This is a genomic window from Rhodococcoides fascians NBRC 12155 = LMG 3623 (assembly GCF_001894785.1).
GTDB classification, from domain to species: domain Bacteria; phylum Actinomycetota; class Actinomycetes; order Mycobacteriales; family Mycobacteriaceae; genus Rhodococcoides; species Rhodococcoides fascians.
Genome location: NZ_BCWW01000003.1, coordinates 190,857 through 208,142 on the forward strand (window position 1 = coordinate 190,857; position 17,286 = coordinate 208,142).

General features: G+C 64.9%; 13 protein-coding genes. 6 read left to right on the forward strand and 7 right to left on the reverse strand.

All coding sequences use genetic code 11. The features are described from left to right. Positions 1–7: 7 nt before the first annotated feature. From RFA01S_RS08730 to RFA01S_RS08745, 4 genes are read left to right on the forward strand one after another with little or no spacing between them, the layout of a single operon-like run. A complete protein-coding gene (locus tag RFA01S_RS08730; protein ID WP_052053442.1) occupies positions 8–1,036 on the forward strand; it encodes an ABC transporter permease in 1,029 nt (342 codons plus the stop codon). Positions 1,037–1,055: 19 nt separating this feature from the next. Further along, positions 1,056–2,180: a sugar ABC transporter substrate-binding protein gene (locus tag RFA01S_RS08735; protein ID WP_032369185.1), complete on the forward strand. Its 1,125-nt coding sequence runs from the start codon at positions 1,056–1,058 to the stop codon at positions 2,178–2,180. 6 nt (positions 2,181–2,186) lie between these two features. Continuing rightward, positions 2,187–3,029, forward strand: coding sequence for a sugar phosphate isomerase/epimerase family protein (locus RFA01S_RS08740; protein ID WP_032381490.1), 843 nt, complete (start codon positions 2,187–2,189; stop codon positions 3,027–3,029). Next, a complete protein-coding gene (locus tag RFA01S_RS08745) occupies positions 3,026–4,114 on the forward strand; it encodes a zinc-dependent alcohol dehydrogenase (protein ID WP_230591691.1) in 1,089 nt (362 codons plus the stop codon). Before RFA01S_RS08740 ends, RFA01S_RS08745 begins: the two co-directional genes overlap by 4 nt. Here RFA01S_RS08745 and RFA01S_RS08750 read toward each other — a convergent pair. The 3 genes from RFA01S_RS08750 to RFA01S_RS08760 form a co-directional block, all read right to left on the reverse strand. Continuing rightward, the gene (locus tag RFA01S_RS08750) at positions 4,111–4,878 is read right to left on the reverse strand and encodes an SDR family NAD(P)-dependent oxidoreductase (protein WP_032381561.1); all 768 of its coding nucleotides are present in this window, start codon (positions 4,876–4,878) and stop codon (positions 4,111–4,113) included. The genes RFA01S_RS08745 and RFA01S_RS08750 overlap by 4 nt on opposite strands. Positions 4,879–4,957: 79 nt before the next feature. Further along, positions 4,958–5,902, reverse strand: coding sequence for a TIGR03619 family F420-dependent LLM class oxidoreductase (locus RFA01S_RS08755; protein ID WP_032391851.1), 945 nt, complete (start codon positions 5,900–5,902; stop codon positions 4,958–4,960). Continuing rightward, positions 5,899–7,638, reverse strand: a complete 1,740-nt coding sequence (locus tag RFA01S_RS08760; protein WP_032381492.1) for a PEP-utilizing enzyme — start codon at positions 7,636–7,638, stop codon at positions 5,899–5,901. The genes RFA01S_RS08755 and RFA01S_RS08760 overlap by 4 nt, the downstream gene beginning before the upstream one ends. Positions 7,639–7,869: 231 nt before the next feature. On the opposite strand from RFA01S_RS08760, the gene RFA01S_RS08765 reads away from it, so the two are divergent. After that, positions 7,870–11,253 (forward strand): pyruvate carboxylase, encoded by a 3,384-nt coding sequence (locus RFA01S_RS08765; protein ID WP_032407251.1) that lies wholly within the window; start codon positions 7,870–7,872, stop codon positions 11,251–11,253. A 17-nt stretch (positions 11,254–11,270) separates the two neighbouring features. Here RFA01S_RS08765 and RFA01S_RS08770 read toward each other — a convergent pair whose 3' ends face one another. From RFA01S_RS08770 to RFA01S_RS08785, 4 genes are read right to left on the reverse strand one after another with little or no spacing between them, the layout of a single operon-like run. Beyond that, positions 11,271–12,323, reverse strand: a complete 1,053-nt coding sequence (locus RFA01S_RS08770) for an acyl-CoA dehydrogenase family protein (protein WP_032391853.1) — start codon at positions 12,321–12,323, stop codon at positions 11,271–11,273. Positions 12,324–12,332: 9 nt separating this feature from the next. Continuing rightward, entirely contained in the window at positions 12,333–13,523 is a 1,191-nt protein-coding gene (locus RFA01S_RS08775; RefSeq protein ID WP_032391854.1) for an acyl-CoA dehydrogenase family protein, read from the reverse strand. Continuing rightward, entirely contained in the window at positions 13,520–14,317 is a 798-nt protein-coding gene (locus tag RFA01S_RS08780; RefSeq protein ID WP_052053443.1) for an enoyl-CoA hydratase-related protein, read from the reverse strand. The genes RFA01S_RS08775 and RFA01S_RS08780 overlap by 4 nt, the downstream gene beginning before the upstream one ends. Positions 14,318–14,325: 8 nt before the next feature. Beyond that, the gene (locus RFA01S_RS08785) at positions 14,326–15,957 is read right to left on the reverse strand and encodes an AMP-binding protein (protein ID WP_032407250.1); all 1,632 of its coding nucleotides are present in this window, start codon (positions 15,955–15,957) and stop codon (positions 14,326–14,328) included. Between the two features lie 115 nt (positions 15,958–16,072). Here RFA01S_RS08785 and RFA01S_RS08790 point away from each other — a divergent pair, with 115 nt between their 5' ends. Beyond that, a complete protein-coding gene (locus RFA01S_RS08790) occupies positions 16,073–16,822 on the forward strand; it encodes a FadR/GntR family transcriptional regulator (protein WP_032369176.1) in 750 nt (249 codons plus the stop codon). Positions 16,823–17,286 lie beyond the last annotated feature (464 nt).

Here is a 17,286-nt window from a genome sequence, read left to right on the forward strand (position 1 = left end):
GATCACCATGACAACACAATCCCACGAAGAAGCGGCGGCCGCGCCCGCGAGCCCACCATCGGGCGGAAGCGACGGCGCGGGTGCCCGAACCAAGGGGCGCACGTTCTCACTCGGACTCGATCGCTTCAGCGGTCTGTACGTGTGGGTCGCCATCATCGTGCTGTTCGCGATCTGGATTCCCGACACCTTCATGACCCAGGGCAACTTTCGCATCGTCGCCGGTGATCAAGCGATCACCGCCATCTTGGCCATCGGCCTCATCGTGCCGTTGGCCGCGGGTGTGTTCGACCTGTCCATCGCCGGCGTCATGGGGTTCTCGGTCGCGATGGTGTCCTACCAACTCTCTCAGGGCATCAGTACGCCTGTCGCCATCGTCACCACCCTGCTGTGCGGCGCGCTGATCGGTGCCGTCAACGGCTTCGTCGTGGTCAAACTGCACGTCGACTCGTTCATCGCGACCCTCGGTATGTCGAGCATCCTGCTGGCCGGAACGTACTGGGTGACCGACGGAAAGCAGATCACCGAGGGCTTCACCGACGGCTTCCTCGACATGGGCAGCAAGCCCTTTCTCGGCCTGCCGCTGCCGTTCTTCTACATGATCGCCGTCGCTGCGGTGATGTACGTCCTGCTCGAGAAGACACCGTTGGGCCGCTACCTGTACGCCACCGGCGGCAATCGTCAGGCAGCACGACTCGCCGGATTGCGTGTCGAACGAATCATGTTCGGTGCCTTGATGACTTCGGCAACGATCGCTGCGCTCACCGGGGTGGTGCTGGCTGCCAAGCTGGGCACCGCCGCGCCCGATATCGGGCCGTCGTACCTGCTTCCCGCCTTCTCCGCCGTATTCCTCGGCTCCACCCAGATCCGCGCCGGCCGCGTCAACGTACTCGGCACGCTGATCGCCATCTACCTTCTCGCCACCGGCGTGAAGGGCCTGCAACTGGCCGGCGCACCCAGCTTCGTCAACGACCTCTTCAACGGACTCGCCCTCATCGTCGCCGTCGCGCTCGCCGCGCGGACCGCTCGCCGCAATTAGTTCTTCGAAAGGAACTCACGTGAAAACCACTACTTGGACGAAGGCGTTGGCCGGCATTGCCGCCGCGAGCCTGGTCCTGACCGGCTGCAGCAGCTCGGAGGACACGACCACCGGCGAGGCGGCAGACGTCGCCGGTGCGCAGGCGGTCGCCGACCAGTACGAGGCCGCACCTACCGATCTCGTGCTGACCACGCCGTTGAGCAAGGCACCGGAGGAGGGCAAGTACGTCATCAGTATCGAGACGCCCCAGCCCATCTCCAGCGCCAAGAACGACGCCATTCAACAGGCCGCCGACGTACTCGGGTGGCGATACCAGCGTGTTCTGATGGGTACCGACGCCGAAGCGGCACCGAAGGCCATGGATCAGGCCATTGCCCTGAAGCCGGACGCCATCCACATCTCCGGCACACCGTTGACGATGCTGTCGAAGCAGATCGCCTCGGCCGAGGCCGCCGGCATTCCGGTGGTTGCGGACAGCATTGCGGGAGAGCCGGTTCCGGGTGTCATCTCCACCGCTCTCGACGGCGATGCGCAGGTGCAGGAGTGGGGCAGGATGGTGGCCAGTCAGGTGGTAGCGGACAGCAACGGTGAGGCCAATGTCGCGATCTTCTCGATCACCGACTACTCGATCCTCAACGTCTTCACCGATGCCTTCACCGCGCAGCTGGAAAGTCAGTGCCCGGACTGCAAGGTTCAGCTCGTCAACCAGCAGGTCACCGATCTCGGAACCAAGACCCCGCAGAGCGTCGTCAGCACGCTCCAGCGTGACCCGACCATCAACTACGCGGTCTTCTCCTTCGGGGACCTCGTCCTCGGTGTCGATGCGGCACTGCGCGGAGCGAGCCTGCAGGATCAGGTCACGTTCGCCGGTCAGACGCCGACGCCGGACAACCTGCAGTCGCTGAAGGACGGCGACAACAGTGTGTGGGTAGGTTTCCCGGTCCAGATTCTCGGCTGGCGTGTGCTCGACACGTTGGCCCGCCAGTTCAACGGTGACGATGTCGCCGAAGCGGACGCGGCGTTCATGCCGACTCAGTTGCTGAACAAAGACAACATCGAGGCGGCGGTGCTCGACGAGGAGACCGGTTACTACGTGGGTGTCGCCGACTACCAGGATCAGTTCAAGACGCTCTGGAAGAAGTAGATTCGCATGATCCACGCGGCAGCCGAGCGCATCGTGTCGTTGTCGTCCCTGTCCGCGATCGAGGTACCGCCTCCACAGTTCGTCGAATTCGCCGCCGCGGGCGGGTTCGACGCGGTGGGTGTCCGAGCGGCGCAGACCGGGCGGGACAGGGGATTTCAGCTCCCTGCCGGGTCCGCGCTGCTCCGAGATACCAAGTCCGCTCTGGCGGACAACGGGATGCGCGTGCTCGACGTCGAAGTGGTGAAACTGCATCCCGGGAGCTCACGCGGTGATTGGTCGGCGGTGCTCGATGCCGGCGCGGAACTCGGCGCTGACCATCTTCTCGTCACAGTGCTCGACGACGATCGGGTTCGCGCCGAGAGCAACTTCGCGGAACTCGCAGAACTGTCCGGCGACTACGGACTTCGCACCTGCCTGGAACCGATGATCTTCTCGTCGGTGCGGGACGTGACGGCGGCCGCAGCATTCGTCGAGGGTGTGGCCGGCCGGGCGGGCGTGCTCGTCGATGCGTTGCACTGGGCGCGTGCGGGTTCCGAGGTCGCCGACATCAGCGCCGTCGCGGAGGATCTGCTGCCGTACTGCCAGCTGTGCGACGCGGTGTCGGCAGCCCCGTCGACGGATCCGAACGCGGCCATCACCGAGGCCCGAACCCACCGTCTGGCACCGGGCACGGGTGCCCTTCCGCTCGTCGAATTTCTGCGCGCACTCCCGGCGTCGGCTGCCGTGAGCGTGGAAGCACCCTCGGCCCGGAGCGTCACCGATCCGGGCGGGTGGATCGTCGAACTCGGCCGGGCGACGCGGACGGTGCTCGACAGGCTTGCGGACACGAATGAGAAACTGTACTCATGAGCAACAAAGTTGATGCCGACCGGAAAGCGAACGCTGACATGACATCTGCCGTCGAGAACAAGTTCGTCCACGTCGTCGCACCCAAGGAAGCGGAGACCGTGGTCGAGGATACGGTGACACCGGCCCCGGACGGGGTGGTCGTCGACATTCGGTACTGCGGCATCTGCGCGACCGACACGCACGGATACGCGTCGGCAGCGTTGCCGCCTGCGGTGTTCGGACATGAATGGACGGGGACGATCAGCGCGGTCGGTGCCGAGGTGACGACGGTGCGTGTCGGGCAGCGTGTGGTTGCGGGCGTCGGGCCGGCGTGCGGGGTGTGCGCTCAGTGTCGCGCCGGGCACGCGGCCAACTGCGATCTCGCGTTTGCGGAGGCCAACGGAATCACCGACGATGCACCGGCCCACGGTGGCTTTGCCACCAGGTTGAAAGTGTCCGCACGGCGAGCGATTCCGGTGCTGGACGCGCTGACCGACGAAGAGGCCGCGTTGATGGAGCCGGCTACCGTGACGTTCCATGCCGTCAAGCGCGCGGCCATCACGCTCGGGTCGATCGTCGTGGTCCAGGGCGCAGGACCGATCGGCTTGTTGACCGCGCAGCACGCGCGCACCGCCGGCGCCGGTCGAGTGCTGGTGAGCGAACCGTCGCCCGCGCGTCGTTCGGCGGCAACCGATCTGGGCTTCACCGACGTGGTGGAGCCCGGGGACCTCGCTACTCTGATCGATGACGTCACCGACGGTCTCGGTGCCGACGTGCTGTTCGAATGCACCGGCGTGGCCGCGCTGTTCCAGCCCTCGGCGGAGTTGGTCAGGCGAGGTGGAACGCTGGCGCTGCTCGGCTACCCCGGAACGGACTCGTCGGTGAGCTACGGGGATTGGCAGTCCCGAGAACTGACGGTCATCGGTTCGCTGGCGTACTCGCACGAAGACTTCAAGGGCGCGATGACGCTGATCGCCGAGGGCCGAATCGACGTGAAGTCGTTGCATACCGGGACGATCGGTCTGGGTGAGCTCGTGAACATGTTCGACGAGCTCGACAGCGGCACCAGCACCCATGCCAAGGTGCTGGTCGACCCGAAACTCTAGAGGCCTGCGGGGACCGGGACGGTTTGGCCGCTGCCGCAGGTTGCGCCGCCGTCGACGGGGATCGCCGCCCCGGTGACGAACGATGCGAGCGGAGAGGCGAGGAAGGCGATGACCTCGCCCACCTCGCGGGCGGTGCCCCAACGGTGCAGGGGCACCATACTTTTGAGCGACTCGTAGCGATCGGGCGTGTTCTCTTCGATGCGCTTGGTCATTCCGGTACTGATCGGACCGGGGCAGACCGCGTTGACACGAATGCCGTCGTTGGCGAGGTCGAGGGCGAACGACCGCGCCATGTTGACCGCACCCGCTTTCGCTGCGGCGTACGGCCACCGGTTCGGTTCCCCGCCCAGCGCGGTTGCGGACGCGGTGATGACGACCGAGCCACCTCCGGAGCGACGGAACGCCGGAATTGCTTCGCGCACACCGAGAGCGACAGCGCGGAGGTTCACGTCGACAGACCGGTCGAACACGTTCATGTCTAGTGTCTCGATCGAGCCCGATGCCGCAACTCCGGCGTTGAGTACCAGGATATCGAGTCGTCCGAACGACGACTCGGCCTGTTCGACCGCGGCGCGGTTGTCGGCGGAGCGGGTGACGTCACCGACGAAGGCCACCGCATTGTCGTTGCCCGCCAACCAGTCCAGCGACTCCGGGGTGGTGTCGAAGGCAACCACCGACCCGCCACGTTCGAGGATGATTTCGACTGCGGCACGGCCGATTCCGGACGCTGCGCCGGTCACGACCGCCACCGAACCGGCGGTCACGACGGTTGCTCCAGCTGCACCGGACGGGGAGCCCCCTCGATGGTCGACGACGGGCAGGTGCTCTCGGACACTGCGGGTTTCATAGTGCACTCGCTTTCGGCGGGGTCAATTCTGCGGCGGTGTCGAGCAGGGTGGCCAGTCGTGCCGGCACCGCAGCCCAATCGGCGGGTGAACGCATGTCGTCCCAGAAGTTGACCTCGACGATCAACTGCTCCGCGCCGGCGGCGATCGCGGTCCGGATGTCCTTCTCGACACCCTCGATGCCCTGACCGGCCGAGCCGACGGCATCCGTCGGTCGCTGCAGATAGGACCGCAGGAACAGCCGGACGGGATCCAGACCGGCCGGCCGCATTCCGGCCATGGTGTCGAGTTGGTCCAGCAGTGCGTCGGGACTGCCGCTGCTCGGGTTCCAGATGTCGAACAGTGCTGCGGTGCGTGCCAATCCGGTTGCCGACCGGAGACCGGACAACAGTGGTGGATGTGGTTGCTGCACGGGTTTGGGTCGAACGACGGAGCGGGGGATGGTGAAGAATTCGCCGTCGAACTGCACGGGATCAGGACCCCAGCACGCCTGAACGGCGTGCACGAGTTCACTCATCCGTCGACCACGGGTACGCGGATCGACATCCATCTGGGCGTGTTCCTCGTCGGACCAGCCGGCACCGAGGCCCGCGACGAGACGCCCGCCGGAAAGGATGTCCAGAGTGGACAGTCGCTGTGCAAGTTCGATGGGACGGTGGTAGCCGGCGACCAGGATGCTGCTGCCGATCGTGACCGTCCGAGTGCAGGCCGCCACGTACGCCATGAGTTCTGTGGCACCGAGCACCGAGCGGTAGGCCGGGTGGACGCTGGTGGTGTGGCGACCACCGTAGATCGATTCGTTCTCTTCCGGATAGAACAGGTGTTCCTGAACCCACAGGCTCGCGAACCCGAGTTCCTCGGCCGAGATGGCGAACTCGCGCACCGCACCGACATCGACGTGTTCGCCGAGCTGGGGGAGGCTCAATCCGATACGGAGACTCACAGGACGGTCACCGTTCCGGTGTTGCCGTCGACCTCGATCATCGCGCCGTCGGGAATCCTGGACGTGGCGTCCTGCACCGACACGGCACAGGGGATGCCGAGCTCGCGGCAGACGATCGACGAGTGGGTGATGGTGGCACCGACGTTGACCACCACACCGCCGGCGAAGACGAACAGTGGCGTCCAGGCCGGATCGGTCTGCGGCGCAACGATGATGTCGCCTTCGGCGAGATCGCCGACCTCGTACGGATCGTGCAGGATTCGGGCACGGCCACGGCTCACGCCCGGTGCGCCACCCACACCGGACAGCGCGTCGCCCGGCGCCGCGATCTGTGCCTTGTGCTCGGTCCGCCTGGGCCACTGCGACAACGGGATTTTCTCGAACAGGAAGAACGGTGGTTCGAGGTCGAACAGTGCCAGGTATTGCTCACGCCGGTCCGCAATGGTGTCCACGAACGACTCGGGGTCCGCCACGAACGCGTCGAGCTCGTCGTCGAGCAACATGGTGACGTCGTGGTGATCGCCCATGACTCCTCGATCCACCATGCGATGGCCCAACTCGTACAGAGCTGTCCGCATTTCGCCCATGACCTTCACGCATGCGGTCTTGGTTCGTTCACGCCACGGCATGAACTTGGTGATGGACTTGGCTGCGTCGAGAAAGCTCTGCCGAGTGGCGTCGTCGGGCATCTTGGCTGCGAGTTCGGCGGTGAGCGCGATGCGCTTGGCCTGGTTACGCTCTCGGATGAGCTCCGGGTCGTTCTCGGTGGGGCTCATCCGCATGCCGTTGACGGCAAGCAGCGCCAGGACCGGCTTGGATTCCCAACTGTCCGAGCGGATGTCCCATTCGTTCGGTGCGCGCGATCCGTACTTGTAAAGGAAGTCGTCGAAGTCCGTTCGGAACTGTTTCGCGTCGGGGGTGCCGCTCGCGTCTATGGCCTCGAGCAACGTGGCGAGGCCGTCGTCGAACAGAGCGGTCAGTTCTGCAGACCCGGCGACGAGGCGGCCCATGCTCCACAGCGCGTAGGAGGGCTCCGCGGAGTCGACTCCGCCGAGGCCGCTGAGAAGATCGCCGAGCTTGTCTGCCTCGCCGATGGATTCGAGCAGCGCGCCCGCCACGGCCGGCCCCATCGTCGACAGGGTGGTGGTGACGGGGTGATAGGCGTAGCAGAAGATCAAGTCCGGAACGAAGGAGCGGGCGTGATCGACGAGCGCCTGGTCACTCATGGCCGTGACGTCGGGACGATTCGCGCGCGCGAGATCGGCACGGTGCTTGGCTTCTTCGGCCTCGGGGAACGTATCGGTGGTCAGCGACCACGCGGTCTTCTCCGCCAGGCCCGCGGTCAGTTCGGCGTTCTGGTGGCCGGGCTTCTCGACGTACTCGGGGATGTCCGGATGGTCGCCGACCCACAGGCTGTTCCAGACCGGGACGGTCAGTCCGGGAAGTCGGGCACCGTTGAGTTCTGTCATCGAGAAGTTCGTGTAGTGGTACCCGCCGAAGTTGCCGATGATCTCCGGCATCTCCTCGTCGATCTCGGACGCGAGGTGAGTCCCGAGGTGCTCGACGTAGCCCTCACGCCAACCGATGTTCAAACCCTTGTTCCACACGAGGGTCACGTTGAGCGGACTCGACGGGTCGGGCAGAACCTCACCGGCGTTCGCCCGTGTGTAGACCGGGTACCGCTCGCTGAACTCCCAATCGGTGATCCAGCTGTCGGGATTCTGGTCGCTGCTCATCGGGTCCTCCTCATCCGTGGTCGTGGACTGTATTTCAAGTCACACTATAGAAACAACGGGTCAATAGAAACATGCACAGAGATATTGCGCAGCAGTTTGAGAAGCTGATTCCCGAGGTGGATCCGCTGTACTAACTTTACTTGCAATCTAGTAACGAGCCCGGTTTTGTGGGAGACTCAGCTCACACCCCGCCTGTCGCCCTTTAGTCGGCCCCTACCCAGGAGGAACATCGTGTTCGCAAAAGTCCTCGTCGCAAACCGCGGAGAAATCGCCGTCCGCGCATTCCGTGCGGCGGTCGAACTCGGTGCCTCGACCGTCGCCGTCTATCCCTACGAGGACCGCAACTCTGCGCACCGCGCCAAGGCGTTCGAGTCGTATCAGATCGGCGAGCCGGGTCACCCGGTCCGCGCCTACCTCTCGGTCGACGAGATCATCTCGGCGGCAAGCAAAGCCGGTGCCGATGCGGTCTACCCGGGGTACGGCTTCCTGTCGGAGAACGCCACCTTGGCAGCAGCCTGCAAGGCGGCAGGTATCACGTTCGTCGGCCCGTCCGCCGAGATCCTCGAGCTCACCGGAGACAAGTCGCGAGCTGTTGCCGCAGCCGCCGCGGCAGGGCTTCCGGTCCTCGCATCATCGGCTCCGTCGGAGGATCCCGACGTGTTGCTCGCGGCGTCCGTCACGATGTCGTTTCCGATCTTCGTCAAGGCGATCGCCGGCGGTGGCGGTCGCGGAATGCGTCGGGTGGCCGCGCCGGAAGATCTACGCGACGCCATCGAAGCCGCATCCCGTGAGGCGAGGACCGCGTTCGGCGACGGCACCGTGTTTCTCGAACAGGCGGTGGTCGACCCCCGGCACATCGAGGTACAGATTCTCGGCGACGCGACGGGTGAGGTCATCCATCTGTTCGAGCGTGACTGTTCTCTGCAGAGGCGGCATCAGAAGGTAGTCGAGGTCGCCCCGGCACCCGGGCTCGATCCCGAACTGCGAGAACGTATCTGCGCAGACGCGGTCAGGTTCGCCCGCCACATCGGATACACGTGCGCGGGCACCGTCGAATTCCTGCTCGACCCGCGCGGGAACTACGTGTTCATAGAGATGAATCCGAGAATTCAGGTCGAACATACGGTGACCGAGGAGATCACCGACGTGGATCTGGTGGGCTCGCAACTGCGCATCGCGTCCGGGGAAAGCCTGGCCGATCTGGGATTGAGCCAAGAGTCCATCGTGATCCGCGGTTTCGCCATGCAGTGCCGCATCACCACCGAGGATCCGACCGACGGTTTCCGTCCTGATACCGGGCGCGTCACCGCCTACCGCACCCCAGGAGGATCGGGTGTGCGCCTCGACGGCAATGTCGGCGTGGGGTCGGAGATCGGGTCACATTTCGATTCGATGCTCGTCAAGTTGACCTGCCGCGGGCGTGATTTCGCGACCGCTTCCGCGAGATCACGACGGGCGATCGCCGAATTCCGGGTACGCGGCGTTGCGACGAACATTCCGTTCCTGCAGGCGGTGCTGGACAACCATGACTTCCTCTCGTGGAAGGTCACCACGACCTTCATCGAGGAGCATCCGGAACTGTTGACGCAGAACATCTCTGCCGACCGTGGCTCACGCATTCTGCAGTACCTGGCCGACACCACCGTCAACCGCCCGCACGGCGAGCGACCGTCGCAGATCTATCCGATCGACAAGCTTCCGTCTGTCGACACCCGGTTCCCGCCTCCGGCCGGTTCCAGGGACCGGCTGATCACTCTCGGACCGACCGGTTTCGCAGCCGAGCTGCGATCCGCTACCGCACTTGCCGTTACCGACACCACTTTCCGCGACGCACACCAGTCCCTGCTGGCGACCAGGGTGCGCACCCGCGATCTCGTCGCGGTGGCACCCCACGTTGCGCGCCTCACCCCGCAGTTGCTCTCGGTGGAGGCCTGGGGCGGCGCGACGTACGATGTTGCGCTCCGGTTTCTGCACGAGGACCCGTGGGAACGACTCGCCGCCCTACGCTCGGAGATGCCCAACATCTGTCTGCAGATGCTGCTCCGCGGGCGGAACACGGTCGGGTACACGGCATACCCCGACCGCGTCACGCACGCCTTCGTCCAGGAAGCCGCCGACACCGGAATCGACATCTTCCGAATCTTCGACGCTCTGAACAACGTCGATCAGATGAAACCGGCCATCGATGCAGTCCGGGACACCGGGACCGCTGTCGCGGAGGTAGCGATGTCCTACACCGGCGATCTGGCCGATCCGAACGAAACCCTGTACGACCTCGACTACTATCTGCGCCTGGCCGAACGGATCGTCGACGCGGGTGCCCATGTCCTGGCCATCAAGGACATGGCCGGCCTGCTGCGCCCGCCCGCCGCAGCGATTCTGGTCTCCGCGCTGCGGTCGCGCTTCGATCTACCCGTGCACCTCCACACCCATGACACCCCCGGCGGCCAACTGGCGACGTATTACGCGGCGTGGCAAGCCGGCGTCGATGCCGTCGACGGGGCGAGTGCGGCCTTGGCCGGCACGACGAGTCAGCCCGCGTTGTCGGCGATCGTCGCGGCAACAGACAACACCGACCGCGCCACAGGACTCGATCTCGCGGCGGTCTGCGACCTCGAACCGTATTGGGCAGCAGTGCGTTCGACGTACGCGCCGTTCGAGTCCGGCCTCCCGTCGCCGACCGGGCGCGTCTACACCCACGAGATCCCGGGCGGTCAGCTCTCCAATCTGCGCCAACAGGCGTCCGCGCTGGGGCTCGCGCACCGTTTCGAGGACATCGAGGCTGCCTACGCCGGGGCGGATCGGGTGCTGGGCCGACTCGTCAAGGTCACGCCGTCGTCGAAGGTGGTGGGCGACCTCGCGCTGGCCCTGGTCGGCGCCGACGCGACGGCCGCCGAATTTGCCGAGGACCCATCGAGTTACGACATTCCGGGGTCGGTGATCGACTTCCTCCGCGGCGATCTCGGCGAACCCGCGGGTGGTTGGCCGGAACCGCTGCGAAGCCGGGCGCTGACCGGCCGGGCCGAGCCGCACCCCTCAACTCCGTTGACCGACGCGGACGAGCTCACGCTGTCCGTGCCCGGTCGTGCACGACGAACCACGCTGAACCGCTTACTCTTTCCGGCCCCTGCGCGGGAGTTCGAGAAGCATCGCGAGGATTACGGCGACACCTCACAGCTGTCGACCAACCAGTACTTCTACGGTTTGCGGCAGGGGGAGGAACACCGTGTTCGGCTCGAGCAGGGCGTCGAACTGCTGATCGGGCTCGAGGCCATATCCGACCCGGACGCCGAGGGAATCCGCAACGTTCTGTGCATCCTGAACGGACAGCTGCGTCCGGTGCCGATCCGTGACCGGAGCATCGAAACCACCACCCGGTCTGCCGAGAAGGCCGATCGCACCGACCCCGGTCACATACCCGCACCGTTCAGTGGTGTCGTGACGCTGTCGGTCAAGGAGGGCGAGGTGGTCGCGCAAGGTGAATCTGTCGGCTCGATCGAGGCCATGAAGATGGAAGCGACGATCACCGCGACCAAGGCCGGTACGGTCACCCGCGTTCCGATCGGCCGTGCCTCCCAGGTCGACGGTGGAGATCTTCTGTTGGTGGTGGCGTAACAGCCCGCCGCCCTGACTCAGATCAGGGCGGCGGCGATCGTCTCGGCGTGCACGCTGGTGGTGCCGAACAGCAACTCACTGGTCTTTGCCCGCCGAAAGTAGTGGTGCAGGGGGTGTTCCCAGGTGAAGCCGATTCCCCCGTGGACCTGAATCGATTCTTCGGCGGCGAAGGTGGCCGCACGGGACGCGAGCACTCGGGCAGTCGCGGCGGCGGCGACGAACTCGCCAGTGCTGCGCGCGTCGGCCCCGGCTGCATCGAGCACCGCCGCCTCGGCCAGTTCGGTCGCGATGAGCATGTCCGTGAGACGATGCTTGATCGCCTGGAACGACCCGATCGCCCGTCCGAATTGCCGACGGGTTTTTGCATACTCCACCGACATGTCCAGGCATGCGCGAGCCGATCCCACCTGTTCGGCCGCAAGAGCTGTGATAGCGGCCGCTTGTGCCCGGTCGAGGCCGGCACCGATGTCGTCGCCCGTCGCCCGGTGAGCGACCGCTCCAGAAAACTCGACTCGTGCCAGCCCTCTGGTGAAGTCCAACGCCTCACGTGGTGTTCGGACCACTCCCTCAGCGGTACCCTCGATCACTGCCAGCTCGGTGCCGTCCGGACCCACGGCCACCACGATCAGCAGATCCGCATCGGCCCCGTCCACCACGGCGTCTTGGAGGCCGTCGAGCACGAGGGTGCCGCCGCTGCCCGCCGAAGCCTGGATGGAGGACGCGGCGAAGGGGAACGAGGCCACCAGCGCGGCCGTCTCGGTACCGTCGGCGATCGCCGGAAGACTCTGCGAGCAAGCACGTTCGGACCCTGCATGCAGGAGACAGAAGCCTGCCAGGACGATCGACGACAGGTAAGGGGCGCTGCCGAGCGAGCGACCCAGCTCGGTCATCACCACTGCTGTGTCCTTCAGAGTGAAGCCGGCACCGCCGAACCGTTCCGGGAACGGGATTTCGGTGAGGCCCATTTCCACCAATGCCGGTCGAACGTCCTCGCCGACTGTCGTTCTGGCCAAGGACGAACGAAGGCCGGCCTGCAGATCCCGTTGCTCGACGGTCAATTCGAGTGTCATGACAAGCTCCTATCGTGGTTCGCGAGGCAAGCCGAGCCCGCGCTCGCCGATGATGTTGCGCTGGATCTCGTCCGAACCGCCGGCGATTCGATACCCGGGAGCTCCGAGAAGATGTTCGGTCCACGCGAAGGTGTCGGGTGCACCGGTGTCCGCCAGGATCCGGGGCCCGAGGAATGCCGCGGCCGCGTCGCCGATGCGTTTGAGATTCTGAGTCCACACCAGTTTGCCGATCGAACCCTCCACTCCGGGAACAGCTCCGGCCAATTCGCGCTCGGCGTACCTGGCGACCATGAGTGCCGACGCTCGTTCGTAGACAGCAACTTCGGCCAGTTGTTGCCGGACGAGCGGATCGTCCGAGATACCGAGGCTCTTGGCGAGCCGGACAAGATCGGCGCCGTTTCCGCCGGCGCTCACGATCCCGGCGCTCGAACTCCGCTCGAACCCGAGTGTCGTCAGCGCGACGGTCCAGCCGTCGCCCTCGTCACCGAGCCTCGACGAGTCGGGCAACTCGACGTCGGCGAGAAACACCTCGTTGAACGTCGACCCGCCGGACATTTGCCGAATGGGTCTGATGTCGACCCCGGGTGCGTCCATGGGCATCATGAACGCAGTCATGCCGCGGTGTTTCGGGACGGTTGTGTCTGTGCGGGCGATGAGCAGACCCCACTTGGAGAACTGCGCCCCCGAACTCCAGACCTTCTGGCCGTTCACGCGCCAGCCGCCGCCGGACTTGACTGCCTTGGTCGACAATCCGGCAAGGTCGGAGCCTGCTCCGGGTTCGGAGAACAGTTGGCAGCAGAGCTCGTCGGCCCGCAGGAAGGGCTCGACGAATGTCTTCTTCTGTTCGGGGGAACCCACAGCGTGGATGGTCGGTGCCACCAATTCGACTGTCACCAGAATGGTCTCGTGTCGCTCCGGTGCTTCGTACCGCCGTTCGAGCCCGACGTACGCGCGCTCGTGGCTCGCGGTGAGACCCGGGCCACCCCATTCGGGTGCCCAGGTGATCGCACCGAATCCGGCATCGACACGGCGGCTCTGCCACTGTGCCGCAGCCTCGATCAGCTCGCGTTCCTCGTCGTGACTGCGGTTGTGAAAGATCGCATAGTTGGGGTCGGACATCGTGGTGTTCGTCCGGGGTTCGAGGTTCTCTGCGAGCCACGCCTCGGACTTCTCGGCGAATGCCTGTACGTCGATCGTCATGACTTCGTTCCTCCCGACATCTCCGCGATCCGCGCCTCGACCGCGATCTTGGAATCCGGGTGTTCGGACAGGCGAAGGGTGTACGACTGCTCGAGCTCGTACCCGCGTTTGATGTCGACGTCCTCGCAACCGTTCAGGGACTGTTTGGCCAAGGTCAGCGCATAGCGGCTCTTGGCTGCGATCGACCGTGCGCGGGACATCGCGGTGGCCATGAACGTCTCGTGCGCAACGACTTCGATCGGAGCACCCCAGTTCTTCAACGTTGCCGCGTCCACTGCCTCGGCGGTGAAGAACATCCGACGCATTGCTTGTTGCGGCAGCATCCGAGCGGTGAAGCGTCCACCGCCGAGGACACCGACGCCCATTTCGGGGAGACCGAAGGTGGCCCGTTCCGAGGCGACCACCAGATCGCACACCGATGTGAGACCGAATCCACTACCGAGGCAGGGGCCGTTGATCGCGCCGATCACGGGCAGGGCGCAGTCCAGCACTCCGAAGATCGCGCGCTTGGCCTCGCGCATGTCCACCACGCCGCTCGTCGCATCCATGACGCGGAAACTACCGAGATCGTTTCCGGCGCAGAATATGCGGCCGCGCCCGGTCAGTACCACCACGCGGACGTCCTGGTTGTCCGACAGTGCCTCGAAGACGGTGGCGATCTCCCGATACATCTGCGTGTCGATCGCGTTGACCTTGCCCCGGGCCAATTCGACCACTGCGATGCCGGGCTCGGGCTCGGTGACCACAACGTGGTCGACTCCGGCAGGCTGTAATGACTCGGTCTGTGAAGACATGGGAGCCTCTATCTCTCGTGTGACGCGGCGAAGGTCATCGCCGCCATCTGCGCCGGTACGGCGGCGCGATCGCGGGTCCAGTTGCGCAGTGCGAATTTCTGCACCTTGCCACTGGCGGTCTTGGGTAGCGAGTCCACCACGAAGATGCTTTCGGGAATCTTCTGTACGGCTATGTCGCGGTCGACGAGGAATCGGTGGACTTCATCGAGGGTGAGGTCTCGGCGATCGCGAGTGACGACGAACGCGCAACCCCGTTCTCCCGTAAGGGAATCGGGTCCTACGACGACGGCGACCTCGATCACGGACGGGTGCGCACCGAGCTGGTTCTCGACATCGTGGGCGCTGATCTTCTCCCCGGAACGGTTGATGATGTCCTTGATTCTCCCCACCACGTGAATGGCACCGTCGCTGTCGAAGCGGCCGAGGTCACCGGTCCTGAAGAAGCCGTCGTCGGTGAAGGCGTCATCGTTGAGGGTGGGGTCGAGATAGCCCAGAAACGTATCCGGTCCGCGCCAGAGTATCTCGCCGACGCCGCCCGCTCCGTTCGACACGATGACCTCGGTGGGTGCGATGGGGCGTCCGTCGGATTTCTGGCGCACGGCCGAGGAATCCCACCGATCGGCAGTGGTGACCGACGGACCTTCGGTGGCCCCGTACATGCGAACGACGGTGCCAAGGCGAGTCGTGGCCGCCGCGGTGAGTGTGTCGGGTACGTCGGCTCCGCCGCACACGATGTACCTGATCGACGGTGTCCGAACCTGCGCCGACTCGGCTTCGTCGAGCAGTCCGCGGAGGAACGGCGTCGAAAAGATCATGAAGCTGCACTGTTCGTCGACGATGTGGCCGAGCGCGACAGCAGGATCCCACGTTTGTTGTAGGACAACGGATGTACCGAGAAGAAACGGCAGAACGAGGGCGCAATTGACGCCGGTGACGTGGGTGACCGGCGACGGGTTGAAGATCACGTCGGTCTCGTTGAGTCCGAACCAGTCGATCATCGACGAGTTCTCGTAGACCAGGGTGTTGTGGCTGTGCAGGGCACCCTTGGGGTCGGCGGTAGTACCGGATGTGTAGAGCAACAGGCAGACCTCGTCGGCGGAAGGTGCTGTGCGCGAACGCAATTCCGAGATCATCTCGTCCGTGACTCGGTCGAGCAGATCGTCCCACCCCGCCAAGGACACGACGAATTCGAGGCCCGGCAGATCGTCGGCCAGATCGCGATACATGGCGTCCACGTCGACTCCGCGCAACTCGGCGGGGACGAATGCGACCTTCGCTCGTGACTGTCCGAGAATGAAACGGAGCTCTCGGGACCGATAGATGGGCACGATGGGGTTGGCGACCGCACCCAGCTTCATGACGGCCTGAAAGACGACTACTGTCTCGACGCAATTCGGGAGCTGAAACGACACGACGTCGTCGGACGTGACGCCGCGGGCGTGCAGGGCGGCGGCCAATCGCGTCGCATCTCGATCGATCTCGGCAAACGTGACGCGGCGCGCGCCGTCGACCACGGCCACGGCGTCCGGGTACATGCGAGCGGCACGCGTCAGGTAGTACCCGATCGGCCGGTCGTTCCACTGCCCGCCGGTCCGGTACGAGTGCGCGAGGTCGGCGCTCGGCGGCCTGGTCGGCAACATCGCTACTCCCTACCTCGAGGTTCGATACTTTTCTGACAACAACTACAGTAACTAACCACACAAACTATGTATAGGTTTAAGCTAGATCACACACGCTCGACGCTATGGTTGTCCCATGGTGACCACAGACGGTGAGATCGTCCCGCGCGCGCGGGCACCCAAGATGTCCGCCAAGATAGCGAACCTCATCGCCGACCAGATCCTGACCGGCGGCATCATCGAGGGGCAGCGGCTGCCGACCGAGAAGGACATGGTCGCAGAGCACGGCGTCGCACGGACCACCGTCCGCGAGGCGCTTCGGCTCCTGGAGAGCCGTGACCTGGTCACCATCAAATCGGGCATCGGTGGTGGGCCGGTGGCGAAACGCCCTAAGCTGGAATCGCTGGGCAACACGATGAAGTTGTTCCTACAGATCGACGGAGCCAACATCAGCGACGTCATCGACGTTCGGCTGATGCTCGAACCGATCGTGGCGCGCGAAGCCGCGGCGAACATCACCGACGAACAGGTCGGGGTCATGCAGACCGCGTTGGACCGAATGCGCGAGGACCCAGGCGACTACGGCAACTTTCAGGACAACAACGCGGCCTTTCAGCGCAGCGTGTACGACGCCGCAGGAAACCCGGTCCTGAACATCGTGATGGAGACTCTCTGGCTGCTGGTGCGGGACGCCGAGCCGAACGAGCACCCCATTGCCACACGGCTCGCCGCAATCGAGATGCAGCAGGACGTCCTCGACGCGATGCGGGCCCGCGACGAGGATGCGGCAGCCGACACCATGAGCGCGTTCGTCCAGGAAACCGCGAAATACTACCGTCGCCGGCTGTCCAAGATCATTTCCAGGCCGGTTCGGTGGCAGATGTGATCAAAGGAGTCAGTACCGGAGAACGAACCTTCGGAATCTGCACTCATTGTTTCGAGACCGTCGTGACGGCTATTCAGTGCGGCGATGGCGCACGCTCCCCGCGATGCGACCGCTGATACGGATCTTCGCCGTGCGCTCGTCCCAGATGTGCAGACGTATCAGGTTTGGGGGCAAAGTGCTGCAGGTGTCCAAAACTTTGGAGCTGATCGAGCGGACGGCCCGCATCTACGCCCTTCGTCGGGATTTACACCCCGCGGAGGAGGTGTCGATTCCGATTGGGGGCGTGGATTCAAGTCTTCGCTGCGCAACCGCAGGCCCACCACATCGCCACAGGTCGGAATACGAAGAGCTGAGTCGTCGTTGACTCCATCGACGGTGTTCGATCCCAATGCCCCGGGTACCAACCATCAGCCGCTACGAGCGGCCACCTGCCGAGAGGCGCACTGGCGAACACCGTCACCCAA

Coding starts and splice junctions, on each gene's coding strand:
- RFA01S_RS08785 (WP_032407250.1), bottom strand. CDS start 15,957: ATGTTGCCGACCAGGCCGCCGAGCGCCGACCTCGCGCACTCGTACCGG.
- RFA01S_RS08775 (WP_032391854.1), bottom strand. CDS start 13,523: ATGACGATCGACGTACAGGCATTCGCCGAGAAGTCCGAGGCGTGGCTC.
- RFA01S_RS08745 (WP_230591691.1), top strand. CDS start 3,026: ATGAGCAACAAAGTTGATGCCGACCGGAAAGCGAACGCTGACATGACA.
- RFA01S_RS08760 (WP_032381492.1), bottom strand. CDS start 7,638: ATGAGCAGCGACCAGAATCCCGACAGCTGGATCACCGATTGGGAGTTC.
- RFA01S_RS08770 (WP_032391853.1), bottom strand. CDS start 12,323: ATGACACTCGAATTGACCGTCGAGCAACGGGATCTGCAGGCCGGCCTT.
- RFA01S_RS08740 (WP_032381490.1), top strand. CDS start 2,187: ATGATCCACGCGGCAGCCGAGCGCATCGTGTCGTTGTCGTCCCTGTCC.
- RFA01S_RS08790 (WP_032369176.1), top strand. CDS start 16,073: ATGGTGACCACAGACGGTGAGATCGTCCCGCGCGCGCGGGCACCCAAG.
- RFA01S_RS08780 (WP_052053443.1), bottom strand. CDS start 14,317: ATGTCTTCACAGACCGAGTCATTACAGCCTGCCGGAGTCGACCACGTT.
- RFA01S_RS08730 (WP_052053442.1), top strand. CDS start 8: ATGACAACACAATCCCACGAAGAAGCGGCGGCCGCGCCCGCGAGCCCA.